This is a genomic window from Citrobacter portucalensis (assembly GCF_023374935.1).
GTDB classification, from domain to species: Bacteria; Pseudomonadota; Gammaproteobacteria; order Enterobacterales; family Enterobacteriaceae; genus Citrobacter; species Citrobacter portucalensis.
On the sequence record NZ_CP092466.1, the window covers coordinates 2,696,434 to 2,714,758 of the forward strand.

Here is an 18,325-nt window from a genome sequence, read left to right on the forward strand (position 1 = left end):
CACATTTTCACCCATTTTTAAACTAAATTAACCGCTCTGAACGGCCACCAGAAGCTGCTCGCGAAAGCGTTGCGCGGCGTGACTTTGCTCATGATGCTTTGGCCACACTAACCACATTTCCGAGACAGCATCTTCTTCCGCTATCGGGATCCAACACATTTCATACAGTTGTACCCGTTTAAAAGAAGCAGGAAGTATAGAAACCCCTAATCCTGCGGCCACCAGCCCAATGATAGTCATCGCCTCGCCAACCTCCTGTGCAATCGTCGGCTTCAGTCCATAGCGACGCATCAGGCCCAGAATATCGTCATACAACCCTGTCCCCACATGGGGGTCAAAAAAGACAAATGGCTCATTCGCCAGTTCGGCCAACGTGACCACGGGTTTTTGGGCCAACGGATGCGCACGTGGGATCATTGCCATCAGTGGTTCATGCAGAATGATTTCACGCTCCAGCGTTTCCGGAAGCTGCGTATTGCGCAGAAGCCCCAAATCCAGCGTTCCTTCATTGAGCGGAGCAATTTGCTCACGCGTGTTCATTTCGCGGGTTTGCATATGCACTGCCGGGTAGCTTTGGCGAAACATAGATAACGTATCTGAAACCGCTTTGATAAACGGCGCGGACGACGTAAAGCCGATACGCAATTCCCCTGCTTCTCCCAGATGCAAACGCTCAGCCCTGGCGGCGGCTTCATTAACCAGCCCGAGGATCTGCCGACTGTCCGCCAGAAACTGCTTTCCGGCAGAGGTCAGTGCCACGCTACGGTTAGTTCGGGCAAGTAACCGGGCACCAACCTGCTGTTCAAGGATCTGGATCTGCTGACTTAGCGGCGGTTGCGAAATGTTTAACCGCGCCGCCGCCCGACCAAAATGCAACTCTTCGGCAACGGCCACAAAGTAACGTAAATGACGCAGTTCGATATTCATATTTTTAAAATATTATTTGAGATTATTAATATATTAGACAGAATATTGTGATTTTCATACTCTTAAGGCTGGTCCTGTAGACGTAATTGAATGAGCAAGGATTTCAAGTGAGCCGTACAACAACTGTCGATACCGCGCCAACAAGCGATGTTGATGAACAGATAGTTACCCCGCCGGATGGATTTATCAAACGCGGAACATCCCCATTTATGCGCGTCACGCTGGCGCTGTTTTCCGCCGGACTGGCGACTTTTGCCCTCCTCTATTGCGTACAACCCATACTACCAGTGCTCTCGCACGAGTTTGGGGTCTCTCCCGCTAGCAGCAGTATCTCGCTTTCCATCTCGACGGCGATGCTGGCGATAGGGTTACTGTTTACCGGCCCACTTTCAGATGCTTTTGGCCGCAAGCCGGTGATGGTTACCGCGCTGCTGCTCGCCTCTTGTTGTACGCTGCTTTCAACGATGATGACCAGCTGGCACGGTATTTTAATCATGCGTGCTCTGATAGGACTTTCACTGAGCGGCGTCGCGGCGGTAGGGATGACCTATCTGAGTGAAGAAATTCATCCCAGTTTCGTCGCCTTCTCAATGGGCTTGTATATCAGCGGTAACTCGATTGGCGGTATGAGTGGTCGCTTGATCAGCGGTGTGTTTACCGACTTTTTTAACTGGCGTATCGCGCTGGCGGCGATCGGCTGTTTTGCCCTTGCCTCTGCACTGATGTTCTGGAAAATCTTACCGGAATCCCGTCATTTCAGACCTACGTCGCTGCGCCCGAAAACGTTGTTTATCAACTTCCGCTTGCACTGGCGCGACAAAGGTTTGCCGCTGCTGTTTGCGGAAGGTTTTTTACTGATGGGATCGTTTGTCACGCTGTTTAATTACATCGGCTACCGCCTGATGCTCTCCCCGTGGGAGCTCAGCCAGGCGGTTGTAGGTTTGTTATCTGTGGCGTATCTGACCGGGACCTGGAGTTCGCCAAAGGCGGGTTCTATGACCACTCGTTATGGCCGTGGCCCGGTAATGCTCTTTTCAACAGGCGTGATGTTGGTTGGACTTTTGATGACTCTGTTCACATCGCTATGGCTGATCTTCGCCGGGATGCTGCTCTTTTCAGCCGGGTTCTTTGCCGCGCACTCCGTAGCAAGCAGTTGGATTGGACCACGAGCAAAACGCGCTAAAGGCCAGGCTTCTTCCCTGTATCTGTTCAGCTATTATCTGGGATCCAGTATTGCCGGTACGCTGGGCGGTGTGTTCTGGCACAGCTATGGCTGGAACGGCGTGGGCGGATTTATCGCCCTGATGCTGGTGCTGGCGTTGCTGGTCGGTGCGCGTTTGCACCATCGTCTGCACGTATAATCCGCGATGCCCGGGTTCCGGGCATCACCTTCATCACCCTGGCTGTAACGTCTGAGCCGCCATCTGCAGAGCAACAACTGTCCCGTTCATCACTATATGCAGCAAAATTGGCATCAACAGACCATTGCTTTTCAGTCTGGCCAGGATCAACACCTGCGACACAAGAAACAACATCAGCAACGTGCGTAGATCCACATACTGCGTATGCATGATGGCAAAAATGACCGATACCACCACTGACGACAGCCAGGTTTTATTATTGAACCAGTACTGTAACGCGTTGAATAAACAGCCTCTGAAAACAATTTCTTCATAAACTGGCGCGATAAATATCAGGGTCAACGTAGATAACCACAACGCATAACTACTTAAGGATATTTGGCTGGTCACCCACGCTTCGGTTTGTCTGAGACCCAAAATCAATGGCAGGATAAGCTGAATAAACAGCAGCCCCGCGAACAAAATGGCAAACCACCTGGCGTTGAAAATGCCTTTGCCCAGTCCCTCTCTTTTTCTAAAGAAGAAATAATACAGCGGAACCAGCACAATAAATTCCAGCGCAAACAGCAGCGGAAAAAGTAACCCTTTGGCAAGCAGGTCCTGACTCGCGGGGAAAAACAACGGGGTAAACGTGAGGCCAAACATCAGTAAAAACATTGAAAAGCAGCCAGCAACTGCTTTAGTCCTGGCGATATACAGGTTGTCGGCATCCTGTGACATACGATCTCCTTGCGCTCATCGAAGATAAGTTGATGAATTACCTATGCATGATAAAAATTCTCATTATCACTGACAACCTACCAACTTTTACGCAATGCCCATGAGTACAATACCAAAACCCTCTTTACTCCGGAACTTCACCGTCAACTACTCAGAGGAGAATCCGCCAGCGGCAACGAGAAACGGAAGCAGGCCCCTGCCGTTGAGCTAACCAGATGTATATCTCCTCCATGCAGTTCGAGCATTCTACGCACGATCAGTAAGCCCAGGCCGCCGCGCTCGGCCCGCTGCTCATGGGGAATTAACGCGGTCGGGCGCTGAAACAATACTTCTCGCACAGCTTCTTCTACCCCTGGCCCGCTGTCCTGCACTTCGGCTAACAAACGGTCTTCATCACGCCAGACTTTTAGCCGCACTTCGCCTCCGTCAGGCGTATGACGGATAGCGTTATCCAGCAAATTCGTCACGACTCTTTCTATCATCGATAAATCGGCATTCACCAGCGGTAACGGCCCCGTTACGTCAAGGTGCAACTGCAAATGACGCGTGGCAACAGGGAGATCAAATTTCTGTGCCACGTCCTGGATCAATTCACCAATAGCAAAACGTTCACGCTGCGGTTTTATACCGCCATGCTCCAGCCTTGCCAGCTCAAACAGCTGTTGTGACAGATGGCGAACTTTATGCCCCTGGCGCAGCGCGATGCTAAGATAATGCCGGTTTTCCTCAGGCGTCATCGTATCGGCTTTCAGCGACAGCATTTCCAGATACCCCAACAGCGAAGTCAACGGCGTGCGTAAATCGTGCGAAATATTGGCAATAAACTCTCTGCGCTGACGATCGCTGTCTGCTAATAAATCCCACTGCTGGGCAATTTTCTGCGCTAACTCGATAAACGCATTGTTCAGCAGCGCTATTTCATTCTCCGGTACCGGTTCGGGATTTTTTTGTGCCAATTGTTTGATGACGGCAATGCTGTCCTTCTCCAGTTTTACCACCTGTCCGGTTAGCCTTTTTACTGGATTAGTCACCCATCGCCACACCAGAAAACCTGCAATTCCACCGGCTAATAAAACCAGTATTAACGTCCAGGCAACGGTATTCCAGAGCGTTTTTTGCCAGGCGGTATTCGCCAGCATATTCAGATCTTCGCCCTGCAGAATAATGTACAAATAGCCATGTAGCTCACCGTTATATAAAACTGGCGCGGCGCTGAATACCTTTTGCTGGCTGCTACGCGGATCGTTGCCATAGACGGGCAACGCAGCTGAGTTAAGGAAATCCTGTATCGGCTGTACGCTAATTTTCTGCCGCTGGATATGCCCCGGCGGTGCGGCATCAGCAAGTATTTCACCTGACGGTGAAATCAGATACAGCTCCACGCTGGGGTTGAGCGTCATCAGGTGATTAAACAATCCTTTTAACGCCTGGCGATTAATCTGCCCGCTGGTATCAATAAGCGACTCACTTTTGACAATCTTGCTCGCCAGCTCCAGCGAGAGCCTTTGCACCATGGCGTCGCCATACTGTTTACTGCTGCGGATCTGGACAACACTGACGGTAACCGCACAAATCAGCATAATGGCGGTAAAGACGAGGGTCAGACGCTGGCTCAGCGACAGGCGATAAATCATGGCTGATGCTCCGCGTTAACCGCAGCAAGCTTATAGCCTCGTCCCCAAACCGTGAGAATAATTTCCGGCTCCGCAGCATCCTTTTCAATTTTGGTCCGCAGGCGATTAATATGACTGTTCACCGTATGCTCATACCCTTCATGCTGGTAGCCCCACACCTGATCTAACAGCGCCTGACGCGAAAAGACCTCGCCTGGATGACGGGCGAAAAAATAGAGCAGATCGAATTCGCGCGGCGTTAAATCGAGGGATTTACCATGCAGCCGGACTTCCCGGGCTAATGGGTCAATCTCTACGCCATGAACGGTGATAATCCCCGCCTCCATACGTAGGTTCTGACTCATCGCTTCCTGACGACGAAACAATGCCTTTACCCGGGCCATCAACTCCAGCACCGAGAAAGGTTTGGCCAGATAATCATCGGCACCCATTTCCAGCCCCAATACACGGTGCGTTTCGCTGGTGCGGGCGCTGATGATAATGACGGGCAAATAAAAACTCATTTGGCGAATGCGACGACAAATCTCCAGCCCGTCGACACCCGGCAGCATCAGATCGAGGATAACGGCATCCCAGACGTGTTTCTCCAGTTGTTCAAGCGCACGAGCTCCGTCTGCCTCATGAACAATCTCGTAACCCTCATCCTTTAGGCTAAGCTGCAAAAGTGAGGCAATATCGCTGTCATCTTCAACCAAAAATATCTTTTTCGCGCCTGCCATCAGTGTCATCCCCCTCTCGTCGTGCTGAAAGCTTACCTCAGGCAAGGGGCGGAAGTTATCACAAAATTTTTAACTTTTCGTGAGGATCCAGGGATACGCATGCGAGCAGTATGTCGTTACAGACACGTCAGACATCAACAGGGAAACGTCGCTTTGTTTTCCTTAACATGAAAATAAGAAGGAAAAGTCATGCTAAAAAAACGTCCACTTCGGGAAGCAGATGTTACAGCCGAGTCAGTATTTTTTATGCAACGACGACAGATCCTCAAAGCTCTAGGGATAGGTGCGGCTGCGGCCACGCTGTCCTCCCCTACACAGGCTAATTTGCTGGATTGGTTTAAAGGCAACGATCGTCCACCCGCACCCGCAGGCAAAGCGCTTGAGTTCACAAAGCCCGAACGCTGGCAAAACAGCCTGTCACTGACGCCAGAAGACAAGGTGACGGGCTACAACAATTTCTACGAATTTGGTCTGGATAAAGCCGATCCTGCCGCCAATGCCGGTAGCCTGAAAACCGATCCCTGGACGTTAACCATCAGCGGTGAGGTCAACAAACCTTTAACCTTGGATCATGATGCGCTGACCACACGCTTTCCATTAGAAGAGCGTATTTATCGGATGCGTTGCGTTGAGGCCTGGTCGATGGTTGTGCCGTGGGTGGGTTTTCCGTTGCATAAATTACTGGCGCTGGTTGAGCCAACTAGTCACGCCAGATACGTCGCTTTTGAAACACGCTACGCCCCTGATGAAATGCCGGGTCAGAAAGACCGCTTTATTGGCGGTGGGTTGAAATATCCCTATGTCGAAGGTCTTCGTTTGGATGAGGCTATGCACCCGCTCACACTTCTCACCGTAGGCGTATATGGCAAAGCATTGCCGCCGCAAAACGGGGCGCCGATACGCCTGACCGTACCCTGGAAATACGGCTTCAAGGGCATTAAATCGATAGTCAGTATCAAGCTGACGCGTGAGCAGCCACCGACGACCTGGAATATGTCAGCACCGAATGAATACGGATTTTACGCCAACGTAAATCCGCAGGTTGATCACCCTCGCTGGTCTCAGGCTACTGAGCGTTTTATCGGTTCGGGTGGCATTCTCGATGTACAGCGACAGCCCACGTTACCTTTTAATGGTTATGCCGATGAGGTGGCATCGTTATATCAGGGCATGGATCTTCGGGAGTATTTTTAAGTGAGGTTGACTACAAAACAGATAACCGGCCTGAAAGTGCTGCTGCATCTCGCCGGTTTTTTACCCCTGCTATGGCTCTTCTGGGCCGCGCAGCATGGCGGATTGGGTGCCGACCCGGGAAAAGATATCCAGCACTTTACGGGCATTACCGCGCTGAAGTTTTTGCTGGTTACCCTGCTGGTATCGCCGCTTGCGCGCTATGCAAAGCAGCCTTTGTTGTTTCGTACCCGGCGGTTGTTAGGTTTATGGTGCTTTGCATGGGCCACACTGCATATAACCAGCTATGCTCTGCTGGAACTGGGTATACAAAACCTGGGATTGTTGGGTCGTGAACTGGTTTCACGCCCATGGCTAATGCTGGGTATGGCCGGTTGGATTATCTTATTCCTGTTGACGTTGACCTCGACACAAGCCGCTCAGCGTAAAATGGACAAACGCTGGCAAACATTGCACAACTACGTCTACCTGGCCGCCATTTTGCTACCGCTGCATTATCTGTGGTCGGTAAAAGTGTTATCACCGCTCCCTATTATCTACGCCATCTGTTTTGTGGTTCTGCTGGCTTTTCGCTATAAAAAACTGTTACGGAAAACCGGGTACAAAGGTGTGTTTATGAAAAGTGAGTGAATCACGGTAAACTTCTTAACCACACCTAAACAGAACGAGAACAAAAAATGAGTAACAATGATAATTACCATCAGCTCACCCGCACGTTCCAGCGGCTCTCTCGCTTCTCCCACCTCTCGGCAATCGCCAGTTGGGACATGTTTACCATGATGCCGCCAGGAGGCAGTAAAGCCCGAGCCGAAGCGTTGGCCGAGCTGAGCGTGCTTGAGCACCAACTGTTAACTGACCCGAAAGTGGCAACGTGGATTGCCGCAGCGCAACAGGAAGCTCTCAACGATGTAGAACAGGCGAACCTGCGCGAAATGTCTCGATTGCATCACCAGGCATCCTTGTTGCCCGAATCGTTGGTAGAAGCAAAATCACTTGCGGGAAGCCGCTGTGAGCATGCCTGGCGTAGCCAGCGACCAGCTAATGACTGGGAAGGATTTTCCGAAAACCTGAAAGAGGTTGTGAAGTATAGCCGCGAAGAAGCCCGACTGCGCGCAGAAGCAAAAGGTTGTTCGCCGTATGACGCGCTACTGGACATCTTTGAACCAGGAATGACCAGCGCTCAGTTGGATGTCCTTTTCGCAGACGTTAAAAGTTGGCTGCCCGATCTGCTAAACAAGGTGGTGGCAAAGCAGTCTCAGCAGTCGCTCATCGCCCCGGTAGGTCCCTTCCCATCAGCTGTACAGCGAGAGCTGGGTCTTGAAACAATGGCACAGCTAGGTTTCGACTTTACCGCTGGTCGGCTGGATATCAGTGCACATCCTTTCTGTGGCGGCGTACCAGAAGATGTTCGCATTACCACCCGCTATGATGAAAACGAATTACTCAGCGCACTGTTTGGCGTGATCCATGAAACCGGTCATGCGCGCTATGAGCAAAACCTGCCACGCAGCTGGTCTGGGCAACCTATTGCTCTGGCACGCTCAACCGCCATTCATGAGTCCCAGAGTCTGTTCTTTGAGATGCAGCTGGGACGCAGTAAAGCCTTTCTGATGCGGTTAATTCCGGCTGTAACGCGCCACTTTGGCAATCAGGCAGCGTTTGAAGAAAGCAATTTCATCGCCTGGAACCAGCAGGTTAAACCCGGGTTTATCCGTGTTGATGCTGACGAGGTAAGCTATCCCGCTCACGTGATCCTGCGTTATGAAATCGAACGTGCGCTTATTAATGGCGATATTGAAGTGGATGATATCCCTGCATTGTGGAACGAGAAAATGCAGGCCTGGTTGGGGCTGTCAACGATCGGAAACTACCGTAACGGTTGTATGCAGGATATTCACTGGACTGACGGCGGCTTTGGCTACTTCCCTTCCTATACATTAGGCGCCATGTATGCAGCGCAGTTGTTCAGTGCCGCTAACCGCGCATTGCCTGATTTGAATCAGTCTATTGCCCAAGGTGAGTTCGGTGCTCTGTTTGAGTGGTTACGTCAGAACATCTGGCAGCATGGCAGCCGCTTTACTACTGAACAGCTTATTACCCAGGCGACCGGGGAGCCGCTCAGCAGCCGTTATTTCCGTTCTCATCTGGAATCCCGCTATTTGTAATCTCATACCGTGAGTCATTGTACATATCGTTACACGCCGAAACCAATGACTCACGGAAGCCCTGTGTTTACAGCGATATAGTTATTTCAACGGCCCCGCAGTGGGGTTGAATGAAAAACCAAATCGAGGGTATGAGAATGAAAAAAGTATTAGCTCTGGTTGTTGCCGCTGCTATGGGTCTGTCTTCTGCTGCTTTTGCTGCTGAAACAACTGCTACTACCGCTCCGACTGCTGCTGCAACCACCAAAGCAGCGCCGGCAAAAACCACGCATCATAAAAAACAGCACAAAGCAGCGCCGCAGAAAGCGCAGGCTGCCAAGAAACACGCTAAAAAATCCACCACTAAACCGGCTGTAGAACAAAAAGCGCCAGAGCAGAAAGCTCAGGCTGCTAAAAAACACACCAAAAAAGCAGCAACCAAGCCAGCAGCAGAACAAAAAGCACCAGAGCAGAAAGCTCAGGCCGCTAAAAAACACACCAAAAAAGCCGTAAAACACGACACCGCTAAACCAGCAGCTCAACCTGCAGCATAACGCATTTGTAGTTACTATGGCGTCCCCCACGCCATAGCATACGGCGCTAGATCGACCTGATGTAGCGCCGCCATTCGGAGGGTAAAATGGTGTCACATTACCGCTTTGAGTTCATTCTTATTACTCTGATAATTTGCGCCCTCATTGCCATGCATTTTTATCTTTCCTGAGTGTAGTTATCTGATTTTACTCCCACTTTCTCGCCGTCCCGTCTATAGTATTAACTGAGGGTTTGCTGTTTATAATCATAATTCCCCACCAGAGTGTGATATGCATAAAACCATTGCTGTATTACTGGGCTCAATTTGTTTTTTTCCTGTTGTTGCGCATGCGGATCAGCCAGCAACGACCACCGCTGAAGCAGAAAACATAAAAACGCTGTTTTTTGGTCATGACGATCGCACGAAAGTAACGGACCCAACGCAATCACCGTGGGACGCTATCGGACAACTGGAAACCGCCAGTGGTAATCTGTGTACCGCCACGCTCATTTCACCGCATCTGGCCCTGACTGCCGGACACTGCTTGCTCGCTCCACCGAAAGGCAAACCGGATAAAGCCGTCGCGTTACGCTTTGTGTCGAAAAAGGGTGTCTGGCGCTATGAAATCCATGGAATCGAAGGACGGGTTGATCCCTCACTCGGTAAGCGTTTGAAAGCCGATGGCGATGGCTGGATTGTGCCGCCATCAGCAGCCCCGTGGGATTTTGGTCTGGTGGTGCTGCGTTACCCGCCTTCCGGAATCACGCCCCTACCATTATTTGAAGGTGATAAAGCGGCGTTAACCGCGGCGCTGAAAAGCGCCGATCGCAAAGTCACACAGTCGGGCTATCCGGAAGATCATCTGGACGATTTGTACACCCATCAGGATTGTGTGGTGACCGGCTGGGCGCAGAATACCGTCTTGTCGCACCAGTGCGACACGCTACCGGGCGACAGCGGTTCACCATTGATGCTTAAGACAGATTCAGGCTGGCAGTTGATTGGCGTACAAAGCTCCGCTCCGGCGGCAAAAGATCGCTGGCGAGCCGATAATCGCGCCATATCCGTGACCGGTTTTCGCGATAAGCTGGAAGAGTTGGCGCAGGAGTAACATATGCTGCCCGCATTAACGGGCAGCACGGATATCAGGCAAGTTTAATCATCACCATTCCGGCCAGCAGCAGCGCCACGCCAATCCAGCCTTTATTATTCAGGCGCTGACCAAACAACACCCAACCAGCCGCTAACGTCGCGGCAATCCCAAACCCGCCCCACAAAGCGTAGGCAACAGAAAGGTCAATACCCTTTACCGCCTGCGACAGCGCGCTAAAGGCCGCTAACACGGCAGCCAGCGACAGCACGCCATAAATCTTGCGGCGAAATCCATCAGAAAACTTCAAAAAGACGTTAGCGACTATTTCCAGCACGATGGCCATGCCAAGCCAGGCACCATGAACCCACTCAAACTGCTGCATGGGTCACCTCTTTGCTCGTTTTGGCAGGTTTTCGAGTACCAGACTTGATCAGCACAATGCCTAATACCAGCGAGACCAGTCCAGCCACTTTCATCGTGGACAAGGTTTCATCAAATAACAACACACTAAACAGCGTAATAAATAAAATACCGATACCTTCCCACAAGGCATAGGCCACACCAAGGGCAATTTTTTTAACAGCAAAACTAAGGAAAATATATGATAAGGCGATCATTACCAGCATTAAAATAAAGCCTGAATTACCATGGCCAACGCTTGCCCATTTCATTGACAGCGTACCAGTAATTTCAGCCGTGATGGCCAGACCTAATAATATCCAGTAAAACATGATGCTTCTCCTGCTTGAGAATATAGTCCTTTAGGCCTACTGCATGCAGTAAACCAAAAAATAAAATTAGTTAGCTCAGCGCACAGCGCCAGCTCAGGCAGAAGAAGGGACTAAAGCGCGTTGCGCCAGTGTTGCTCACCCGCAAGCAAGAAAGTGGAGGAGGTACGAAGAAGTGTAGGTAAACGCAAAAACATCCTGAACATATTGTCCATAATATTACAATTATCCGCAGTGTTGCTTCTCATCATCGCGGATGATAATTGTCCTCGGTAGTTAAACACAGATGATTTGTATCATAGCTTCAAGACGAACTCAAAGTCTTTTCACTTCTTTACCTGCCCCGTTTGATTTTTGTTATAACGGCTCGACGCAAATCACATTATTATGCAGATTCAAAAATGAAAAATGCGGGAATACACATGGCGAAACCGATCATCACGCTTAACGGTCTAAAAATAGTCATTATGCTGGGCATGCTGGTTATCATCCTGAGCGGTATTCGCTTTGCCGCAGATATCATCGTCCCCTTTATTCTGGCGTTATTTATAGCCGTTGTGCTCAATCCCGTGGTGCAGCGGATGGCCAAGCTTCGCATACCGCGCGTAATTGCGGTGTCATTGCTTATCGTTATTATTGTAATGTTAATGGTGCTGCTGTTGGCGTATTTAGGTACATCCTTAAATGAACTTGCGCGAACGCTACCGCAATATCGCTCTTCACTGGTTATCCCACTAAAAAATCTTGAACCATGGCTACAACGCGCAGGGATCGGCGTTTCCGTGGACGAGCTCGTCAAATATATCGATCCGAACGCGGCAATGACGCTGGTGACCAATTTACTGGCGCAGCTTTCAAATGCTATGTCATCGATATTTTTACTGCTACTGACTGTAGTTTTTATGCTACTGGAAGTACCGCAACTGCCCAACAAACTCAAACAAATGATGAGTCGCCCCATTGAAGGTATGGCGGCGATTCAACGCGCCATCGACAGCGTCTCCCACTATCTGGTGCTTAAAACGGCAATCAGCATTGTGACCGGGTTGGTCGCCTGGGGCATGCTTGCTGCATTGGATGTGCGCTTCGCCTTTGTCTGGGGATTACTGGCCTTCGCCCTGAACTACATCCCTAATATTGGTTCGGTATTGGCAGCCATTCCCCCTATTGCTCAGGTGCTGGCATTCAGCGGCCTTTACGATGCGCTGGTGGTTTTGGCAGGCTATCTGGTCATCAACCTGGTATTCGGGAATATCCTCGAACCTCGGATCATGGGCCGCGGGCTGGGGCTGTCTACGCTGGTGGTATTTCTGTCATTGATCTTCTGGGGCTGGTTGCTCGGTCCCGTTGGGATGCTGCTTTCTGTGCCGCTAACCATCATCGTGAAAATCGCGCTTGAACAAACCAACGGCGGTCAAAGCATTGCCGTACTGCTTAGCGATCTGAATAAAGAATGAGTTTTCGCCCCGCCATTACGGAGCATTTCCTTTATCGTTTCACGCGGAAAGCCAAAACGGCGCTTAACAGCGTAAATAGCGCTATTATCCACGCCATGGTCCAGGGCGTACCATCACTGAAGGCGGCCAGCAGCAACGATGAGATAATACCGCTGCCGTATTGCAACGCGCCAATCAGCGCCGAAGCTGAACCCGCAATGTTCGGTACCGCGTCCAACGCCGCGGCAGTCGACGTCGCGGCAATAATGCCATTCATCGAGAACAGCAGAAAAATGGAAACGATAATGGCAACAATTCCGCCTGACTCCAGCTTAACCAGCAGTGCGAGCGCCACTGCGGCCAGCGCCGCCAGCATCGTCGCATACTTCAGTAGTTGTTCCAGAGAGTGGCGCTGCACCAGACGACGATTTACCACGCTCATCGCCATAACGCCGACAATGTTTAGCGCAAACAACCAGCCGTAATGCTGTGGATCAACATGGTAATAGCTAATATAAACAAACGGTGACCCGGTAATAAACGCGTACGCACCGACGTAATAAAACGTCAGGCTCAGGGTATAGCGCATAAAACGCCCATTGGTTAACAACGAACGGTAGTTACGAAATGCACCAGCTAAAGAGGCTTTCACCCGCTTCTCTTCCGGCAATGTTTCGGGCAGCCAGTTTAAGGAGATAAACATCAGCGCACCAATCACCACCAGCAGCCAAAAAATAGAGTGCCAGGTGCTCAGGCGAATAATTTGCCCGCCAATCAATGGCCCGGCGATTGGCGCAATCGCCATCACCAACACCAGGGTCGAGAGCATTTGCGCCGCACGAGTACGTGCAAAGAGATCGCGGATCATCGCTCGCGCCAGCATAGGCCCGGTACAGGCTCCAAGCGCCTGAAACACCCGCCAGAAAACAATTTGCGTGATACTTGTAGACAGCGCACACCCTGCGGAACCAATGATAAATAGCACCATGCCGATAAACAGCGGCTTACGCCGCCCCATATGATCGCTAATCGGCCCCCAAATCAACTGTGCGATAGTAAAACCAATTAAGAAACCAGTAATCGTCAGCTCAACATTGCCATGTAAATCCTTGGCCATCGTCGGCATTGCTGGAAGATAAATATCGGTAGAAAGCGATGTAAAGGCCATCAGGCCACTGAGGATCAGAATAAAAGTAAGACCGGTCTGGCTTGCGGTAGTTACCGGTGAGGCATGTTCACGTGTACGCATAGTGCCCTGTCATGTTCTAAAAAGTCAGGTCGCAGTATATAGACAACGTATTGCCGTGATTAGACGGTTTAAACCGCATGAGTTTATGAACTGAGATCATGAATGGTGAAATCATATGCGTCATATTTTGTGACTGAGTTCCAACAATTACCATTCAGAAATGAATTCTACTCATAGGTCCATGCGAATTTCACAGACTAATCGTATCAACACAGATTTGCTAATCTGCAGCCAATGCAACGATGATGCTCAGGAGAACCCAATGAATACAACAGTTCTGAATAACGGTGTTGAGATGCCCCTGCTCGGATTTGGCGTTTATCAAATGACTGATGCCTGCGAATGTGAGCAAGCCGTACGGGATGCCATTGATACAGGATATCGCCTGATTGATACCGCTGCCTCCTACCAGAATGAAACTCAGGTCGGCAATGCTCTTAAGCAAAGCGGAGTCCCCCGCGAGGCGCTTTTTGTGACTACCAAACTGTGGTTACAGGATACCAACTATGCAGGCGCAAAGGCGCAATTCGCACGTTCTCTGCAACGGCTTCAACTGGATTATATTGACCTTTATTTGATTCATCAGCCCTATGGCGATGTACACGGTGCCTGGCGCGCGATGGAAGAATTATATGAAGAAGGGAAAATCCGCGCGATTGGCGTGAGTAACTTTCATCCGGATCGTCTGGCGGATTTAATCGCTTTCAATCGCATTATTCCAGCCGTTAACCAGATTGAGGTGAATCCTTTTCATCAGCAGCCGCATGCCGTGGCCTGGATGCAGAGCCGGAATATTCAACCGCAAGCCTGGGCACCGTTCGCTGAAGGACGCAATGACCTGTTTCAGAACCCAGTCTTAGCGGCTATTGGTGAAAAATATGGCAAAAGCGTTGGTCAAGTCGTGCTGCGTTGGATTTATCAACGTGGGATTATTTCGCTGGCGAAAACCGTGCGTAAAACGCGGATGGCCGAGAATATTCAGGTGCTGGACTTTGCCCTAACGGCGGAAGAGATGACGCAAATTGCCGCGATGGACAGCGGAACCAGTGCGTTCTTCTCGCATCGCGATCCGGCTCGTGTGGAATGGATCACCCAGCGTAAACTGGATGTTTAAAAAAACGGCCTCCGCAGAGGCCGTCTTACTTTTACTGGCAATTACAGCGCTTTCAGGATCGCATCCACGCTGGCTTTGGCATCGCCAAACAGCATATGGGTGTTATCTTTAAAGAACAGCGGGTTCTGCACACCTGCATAGCCGGTGTTCATTGAACGTTTGAACACAATTACGTTCTGCGCTTTCCACACTTCCAACACCGGCATGCCGGCGATCGGGCTGCGCGGGTCATCCTGCGCTGCCGGGTTTACCGTGTCGTTGGCACCAATGACCAGCACGGTATCGGTATCGGCGAAATCATCGTTGATCTCATCCATTTCCAGCACGATGTCATAAGGGACTTTGGCTTCCGCCAGCAGCACGTTCATATGACCTGGCAAGCGCCCTGCTACCGGGTGAATACCAAAACGCACTTTGATGCCGCGCGCGCGCAGTTTCTCAGTAATTTCCGCGACCGGATACTGTGCCTGAGCCACTGCCATGCCGTAGCCCGGGGTGATGATCACGGAGTGCGAGTTCTTCAGCATTTCTGCTGTGTCTTCCGCAGTAATCTCACGATGTTCACCCACTTCTTCATCAGACCCGGTAGAAGAACCGTCAGAACCAAAGCCACCCGCAATAACGCTGAAAAATGAACGGTTCATCGCCTTACACATAATGTAAGACAGGATCGCACCAGAAGAACCGACCAGCGCACCGGTAACGATCAGCAGATCGTTGCTGAGCATAAAGCCCGCCGCTGCCGCCGCCCAACCTGAATAGGAGTTAAGCATTGAAACGACAACCGGCATATCCGCACCGCCGATGGACGCCACCAGATGCCAGCCAAAAGCCAGTGCAATAATGGTCATCACCAGCAGCGCCAGAACCTGCAGGCCCACGCTTTCGGTACGAACAAACACCACCAGCAGCAGGAAAGAAACGACCAGCGCCGCGAGATTCATCTTGTGACGATTCGGCAGCATCAGCGGTTTAGAGGAGATCTTGCCGCGCAGTTTGCCAAAAGCCACCACAGAACCGGTAAAGGTCACCGCACCGATGAAGATACCCAGGAACACTTCCGTCAGGTGAATGTTCACCAGAATCGGCTCCAGGCCCGTATCGTGATACAGGTAGCTGTTGAAACCCACCAGTACCGCAGCCAGACCGACGAAGCTGTGCAGAATCGCCACCAGCTCCGGCATCTCGGTCATTTCGACTTTCTTCGCCAGACGAATACCAATCGCGCCGCCGATGATCATCGCTACCAGGATCCACGCAACGTTGCCGGTATCCGGACCAAAAATCGTAGCAATCAGCGCAATCGCCATCCCGGCGATACCGTAGTTGTTACCCTGCTGAGAGGTTTCGTGTTTCGAAAGCCCCGCCAGACTAAAAATAAACAGGATCGCGGCAACAATGTATGCAGCTGTAACTAATCCTCCAGACATATGTTACCCCTTAGTTTTTCCGGAACATTTTCAGCATGCGCTGAGTCACGGTGAAGCCACCGAAAATATTAATGCTGGCAATAAGCACCGCGATAAAGCTCAGGAAACTCACCCAGCCACCCTGGCCAATTTGCAATAACGCCCCAACCACGATAATCCCCGAGATGGCGTTAGTTACAGACATCAGCGGAGTATGCAACGCATGTGACACATTCCAGACCACGTAGTAACCCACCACGCAGGAAAGCGCGAACACCGTAAAGTGACCAAGGAACTCTTTCGGTGCGACGTCGGCGAGCCAGCCAAACAAAATCACTACCAGCGCCATCAGCGCATATTTGCGCCACGGAGAGACAGGTTTTTTCTCTTCTTTCGGCGCAGGTGCGGCTTTTGGCGCAGCCTGCGGCTGAGCAGAAACCTGGATAGGCGGCGCAGGCCAGGTTATTTCACCATCTCGAACTACCGTGACACCACGCACAACCACGTCGTCAAAATCGACAGTGATATTGCCGTCTTTCTCTTTGCACAACAGTTTGAGCAGGTTGACGAGGTTCGTGCCGTACAATTGGGAAGATTGCGTTGGCAGACGGCCAGGCAGATCGGTATAACCGATAACCTTCACACCGTTCTCGGTGGTGGTCACCTGATTAGGCACGGTATATTCGCAGTTACCACCGTTTTGCGCGGCAAGATCGACAATCACGCTGCCCGCTTTCATCGAATCGACCATTTCACGGGTGATCAGTTTCGGGGCCGGTTTGCCCGGGATCAGCGCAGTGGTAACGATAATGTCGACGTCTTTCGCCTGCGCAGCGAAGAGTTCCATTTCGGCTTTGATGAACGCTTCGGACATCACTTTGGCATAGCCATCGCCGCTGCCCGCTTCTTCTTTAAAGTCCAGTTCAAGGAACTCTGCGCCCATACTCTGCACTTGTTCCTTCACTTCCGGACGGGTATCAAAAGCGCGCACAATAGCACCCAGGCTGTTTGCCGCACCGATCGCCGCAAGACCTGCCACACCCGCACCAATCACCATGACCTTGGCAGGTGGAACCTTGCCTGCGGCGGTGATCTGGCCGGTGAAGAAGCGACCGAATTCATGTGCAGCTTCAACAATAGCGCGATACCCGGCGATGTTCGCCATCGAGCTTAAGGCATCCAGCGACTGCGCACGCGAAATACGCGGCACAGAGTCCATCGCCATAACTGTCACGTTGCGCTCTGCAAGCTTTTGCAACAGTTCAGGGTTTTGCGCGGGCCAAAGAAAACTCACCAGCGTCGTGCCCGGATTGAGTAACGGAATTTCCGCCTCCTCCGGCGCATTGACCTTCAGGATGATCTCTGACTGCCAGACTGCATTTCCATCAACAATCTCTGCGCCTGCTTGTACAAACGCTTTATCGTCAAAACTCGCCAGTTGACCTGCACCGCTTTCAACCGCGACGCTGAAACCCAGTTTAAACAGCTGCTCAACGGTCTTCGGCGTGGCTGCTACGCGGGTTTCATTGGTTAACCGTTCTCTTGGTATGCCAATTCGCATAATGTTCCCTTCCATCTGTAATTATGATGATGGTTTATCAATGTTCGCACGAGGCATGCGCGCACTCTCGAGAGAGGTCAGTGTTACCTCAATAAAATAAAACAGTAACAAACTCTGTATAACCTACTGAAAATGACGCCTGTGATCTAGCGCCAAAAAACAGTATTTATTATGAAATTCGCGAAATAGAGATGAATCGAACCTCAGACAGATAAAATGCCCTAAAAATAGCCCACAAAGGCTGATAATTCGCTCAAGCGAAGCGGCAAAACATGATTACCCACCTGCTAAAAACAATTAATTAACATTAAATTAACTTATGGAATTCAACTGCTTTATCAGTTTTGGTCACCAAACGCCGAAATTTTCGGCATATCACAAAATGTTATCGCTGTTGTTACCTAACGTGACACGATGAGTGAAAAATGACGCAGACACTGACACAATTTAAATGCAATAATCAGCGACGTTTCTAGTCAATAACAATACCAGTACCTGGTTTGC

Annotated in this window: 19 protein-coding genes; 9 read left to right on the forward strand and 10 right to left on the reverse strand. The window is 50.7% G+C overall.

The window, feature by feature from the left end:
- Positions 1–27 precede the first annotated feature (27 nt).
- On the reverse strand, positions 28–927 hold the full coding sequence (locus LY264_RS13100) for a LysR family transcriptional regulator (RefSeq protein WP_048226544.1): 900 nt from the start codon (positions 925–927) through the stop codon (positions 28–30).
- Between the two features lie 107 nt (positions 928–1,034).
- Between LY264_RS13100 and LY264_RS13105 the strand changes: the two genes are divergently transcribed.
- Positions 1,035–2,288, forward strand: a complete 1,254-nt coding sequence (locus LY264_RS13105) for an MFS transporter (RefSeq protein WP_071692392.1) — start codon at positions 1,035–1,037, stop codon at positions 2,286–2,288.
- A 33-nt stretch (positions 2,289–2,321) separates the two neighbouring features.
- Here LY264_RS13105 and LY264_RS13110 read toward each other — a convergent pair whose 3' ends face one another.
- The 3 genes from LY264_RS13110 to LY264_RS13120 form a co-directional block, all read right to left on the reverse strand.
- On the reverse strand, positions 2,322–3,008 hold the full coding sequence (locus LY264_RS13110; protein ID WP_048226545.1) for a CPBP family intramembrane glutamic endopeptidase: 687 nt from the start codon (positions 3,006–3,008) through the stop codon (positions 2,322–2,324).
- Positions 3,009–3,151: 143 nt separating this feature from the next.
- Positions 3,152–4,642, reverse strand: coding sequence for a sensor histidine kinase (locus LY264_RS13115; protein WP_048226549.1), 1,491 nt, complete (start codon positions 4,640–4,642; stop codon positions 3,152–3,154).
- Positions 4,639–5,361, reverse strand: coding sequence for a response regulator transcription factor (locus LY264_RS13120; protein ID WP_008784719.1), 723 nt, complete (start codon positions 5,359–5,361; stop codon positions 4,639–4,641). Before LY264_RS13120 ends, LY264_RS13115 begins: the two co-directional genes overlap by 4 nt.
- Positions 5,362–5,550: 189 nt before the next feature.
- On the opposite strand from LY264_RS13120, the gene msrP reads away from it, so the two are divergent.
- From msrP to LY264_RS13145, 6 genes are all read left to right on the forward strand, one after another.
- Positions 5,551–6,555 carry a protein-methionine-sulfoxide reductase catalytic subunit MsrP gene (gene msrP, locus LY264_RS13125; protein WP_032943379.1) on the forward strand — a complete coding sequence of 335 codons (1,005 nt, stop codon included), beginning with the start codon at positions 5,551–5,553 and terminating at the stop codon, positions 6,553–6,555.
- Entirely contained in the window at positions 6,556–7,182 is a 627-nt protein-coding gene (gene msrQ, locus LY264_RS13130; protein WP_048226551.1) for a protein-methionine-sulfoxide reductase heme-binding subunit MsrQ, read from the forward strand.
- A gap of 47 nt (positions 7,183–7,229) precedes the next feature.
- Entirely contained in the window at positions 7,230–8,717 is a 1,488-nt protein-coding gene (locus LY264_RS13135; protein WP_048226553.1) for a carboxypeptidase M32, read from the forward strand.
- A gap of 137 nt (positions 8,718–8,854) precedes the next feature.
- Positions 8,855–9,250, forward strand: coding sequence for an acid resistance repetitive basic protein Asr (asr, locus tag LY264_RS13140; RefSeq protein ID WP_048214236.1), 396 nt, complete (start codon positions 8,855–8,857; stop codon positions 9,248–9,250).
- Positions 9,251–9,336: 86 nt separating this feature from the next.
- Complete coding sequence (gene ydgU / locus LY264_RS26070) at positions 9,337–9,420, forward strand: small membrane protein YdgU (protein WP_049259791.1); 84 nt, start codon at positions 9,337–9,339, stop codon at positions 9,418–9,420.
- A gap of 100 nt (positions 9,421–9,520) precedes the next feature.
- On the forward strand, positions 9,521–10,342 hold the full coding sequence (locus LY264_RS13145) for a trypsin-like serine peptidase (protein WP_048226556.1): 822 nt from the start codon (positions 9,521–9,523) through the stop codon (positions 10,340–10,342).
- 34 nt (positions 10,343–10,376) lie between these two features.
- Here LY264_RS13145 and mdtI read toward each other — a convergent pair whose 3' ends face one another.
- From mdtI to LY264_RS25995, 3 genes are all read right to left on the reverse strand, one after another.
- Positions 10,377–10,706 (reverse strand): multidrug/spermidine efflux SMR transporter subunit MdtI, encoded by a 330-nt coding sequence (mdtI, locus tag LY264_RS13150; protein WP_003832870.1) that lies wholly within the window; start codon positions 10,704–10,706, stop codon positions 10,377–10,379.
- A complete protein-coding gene (gene mdtJ / locus LY264_RS13155; protein ID WP_165612493.1) occupies positions 10,693–11,058 on the reverse strand; it encodes a multidrug/spermidine efflux SMR transporter subunit MdtJ in 366 nt (121 codons plus the stop codon). Before mdtJ ends, mdtI begins: the two co-directional genes overlap by 14 nt.
- Positions 11,059–11,165: 107 nt before the next feature.
- On the reverse strand, positions 11,166–11,336 hold the full coding sequence (locus LY264_RS25995; RefSeq protein ID WP_087050578.1) for a protein YdgV: 171 nt from the start codon (positions 11,334–11,336) through the stop codon (positions 11,166–11,168).
- A gap of 138 nt (positions 11,337–11,474) precedes the next feature.
- On the opposite strand from LY264_RS25995, the gene LY264_RS13160 reads away from it, so the two are divergent.
- Positions 11,475–12,509, forward strand: coding sequence for an AI-2E family transporter (locus LY264_RS13160; RefSeq protein ID WP_048226559.1), 1,035 nt, complete (start codon positions 11,475–11,477; stop codon positions 12,507–12,509).
- Between the two features lie 31 nt (positions 12,510–12,540).
- Here LY264_RS13160 and LY264_RS13165 read toward each other — a convergent pair whose 3' ends face one another.
- Positions 12,541–13,737, reverse strand: a complete 1,197-nt coding sequence (locus tag LY264_RS13165; RefSeq protein ID WP_048226561.1) for a multidrug effflux MFS transporter — start codon at positions 13,735–13,737, stop codon at positions 12,541–12,543.
- Between the two features lie 262 nt (positions 13,738–13,999).
- Between LY264_RS13165 and LY264_RS13170 the strand changes: the two genes are divergently transcribed.
- Positions 14,000–14,851, forward strand: a complete 852-nt coding sequence (locus LY264_RS13170; RefSeq protein ID WP_048226563.1) for an aldo/keto reductase — start codon at positions 14,000–14,002, stop codon at positions 14,849–14,851.
- A gap of 41 nt (positions 14,852–14,892) precedes the next feature.
- Here the strand turns inward: LY264_RS13170 and pntB are convergent, their stop codons facing one another.
- Together pntB and pntA are read right to left on the reverse strand one after the other, a co-directional pair.
- On the reverse strand, positions 14,893–16,281 hold the full coding sequence (gene pntB, locus LY264_RS13175; RefSeq protein ID WP_003832859.1) for a Re/Si-specific NAD(P)(+) transhydrogenase subunit beta: 1,389 nt from the start codon (positions 16,279–16,281) through the stop codon (positions 14,893–14,895).
- 10 nt (positions 16,282–16,291) lie between these two features.
- Positions 16,292–17,821 (reverse strand): Re/Si-specific NAD(P)(+) transhydrogenase subunit alpha, encoded by a 1,530-nt coding sequence (gene pntA, locus LY264_RS13180; RefSeq protein ID WP_048226565.1) that lies wholly within the window; start codon positions 17,819–17,821, stop codon positions 16,292–16,294.
- Positions 17,822–18,325 lie beyond the last annotated feature (504 nt).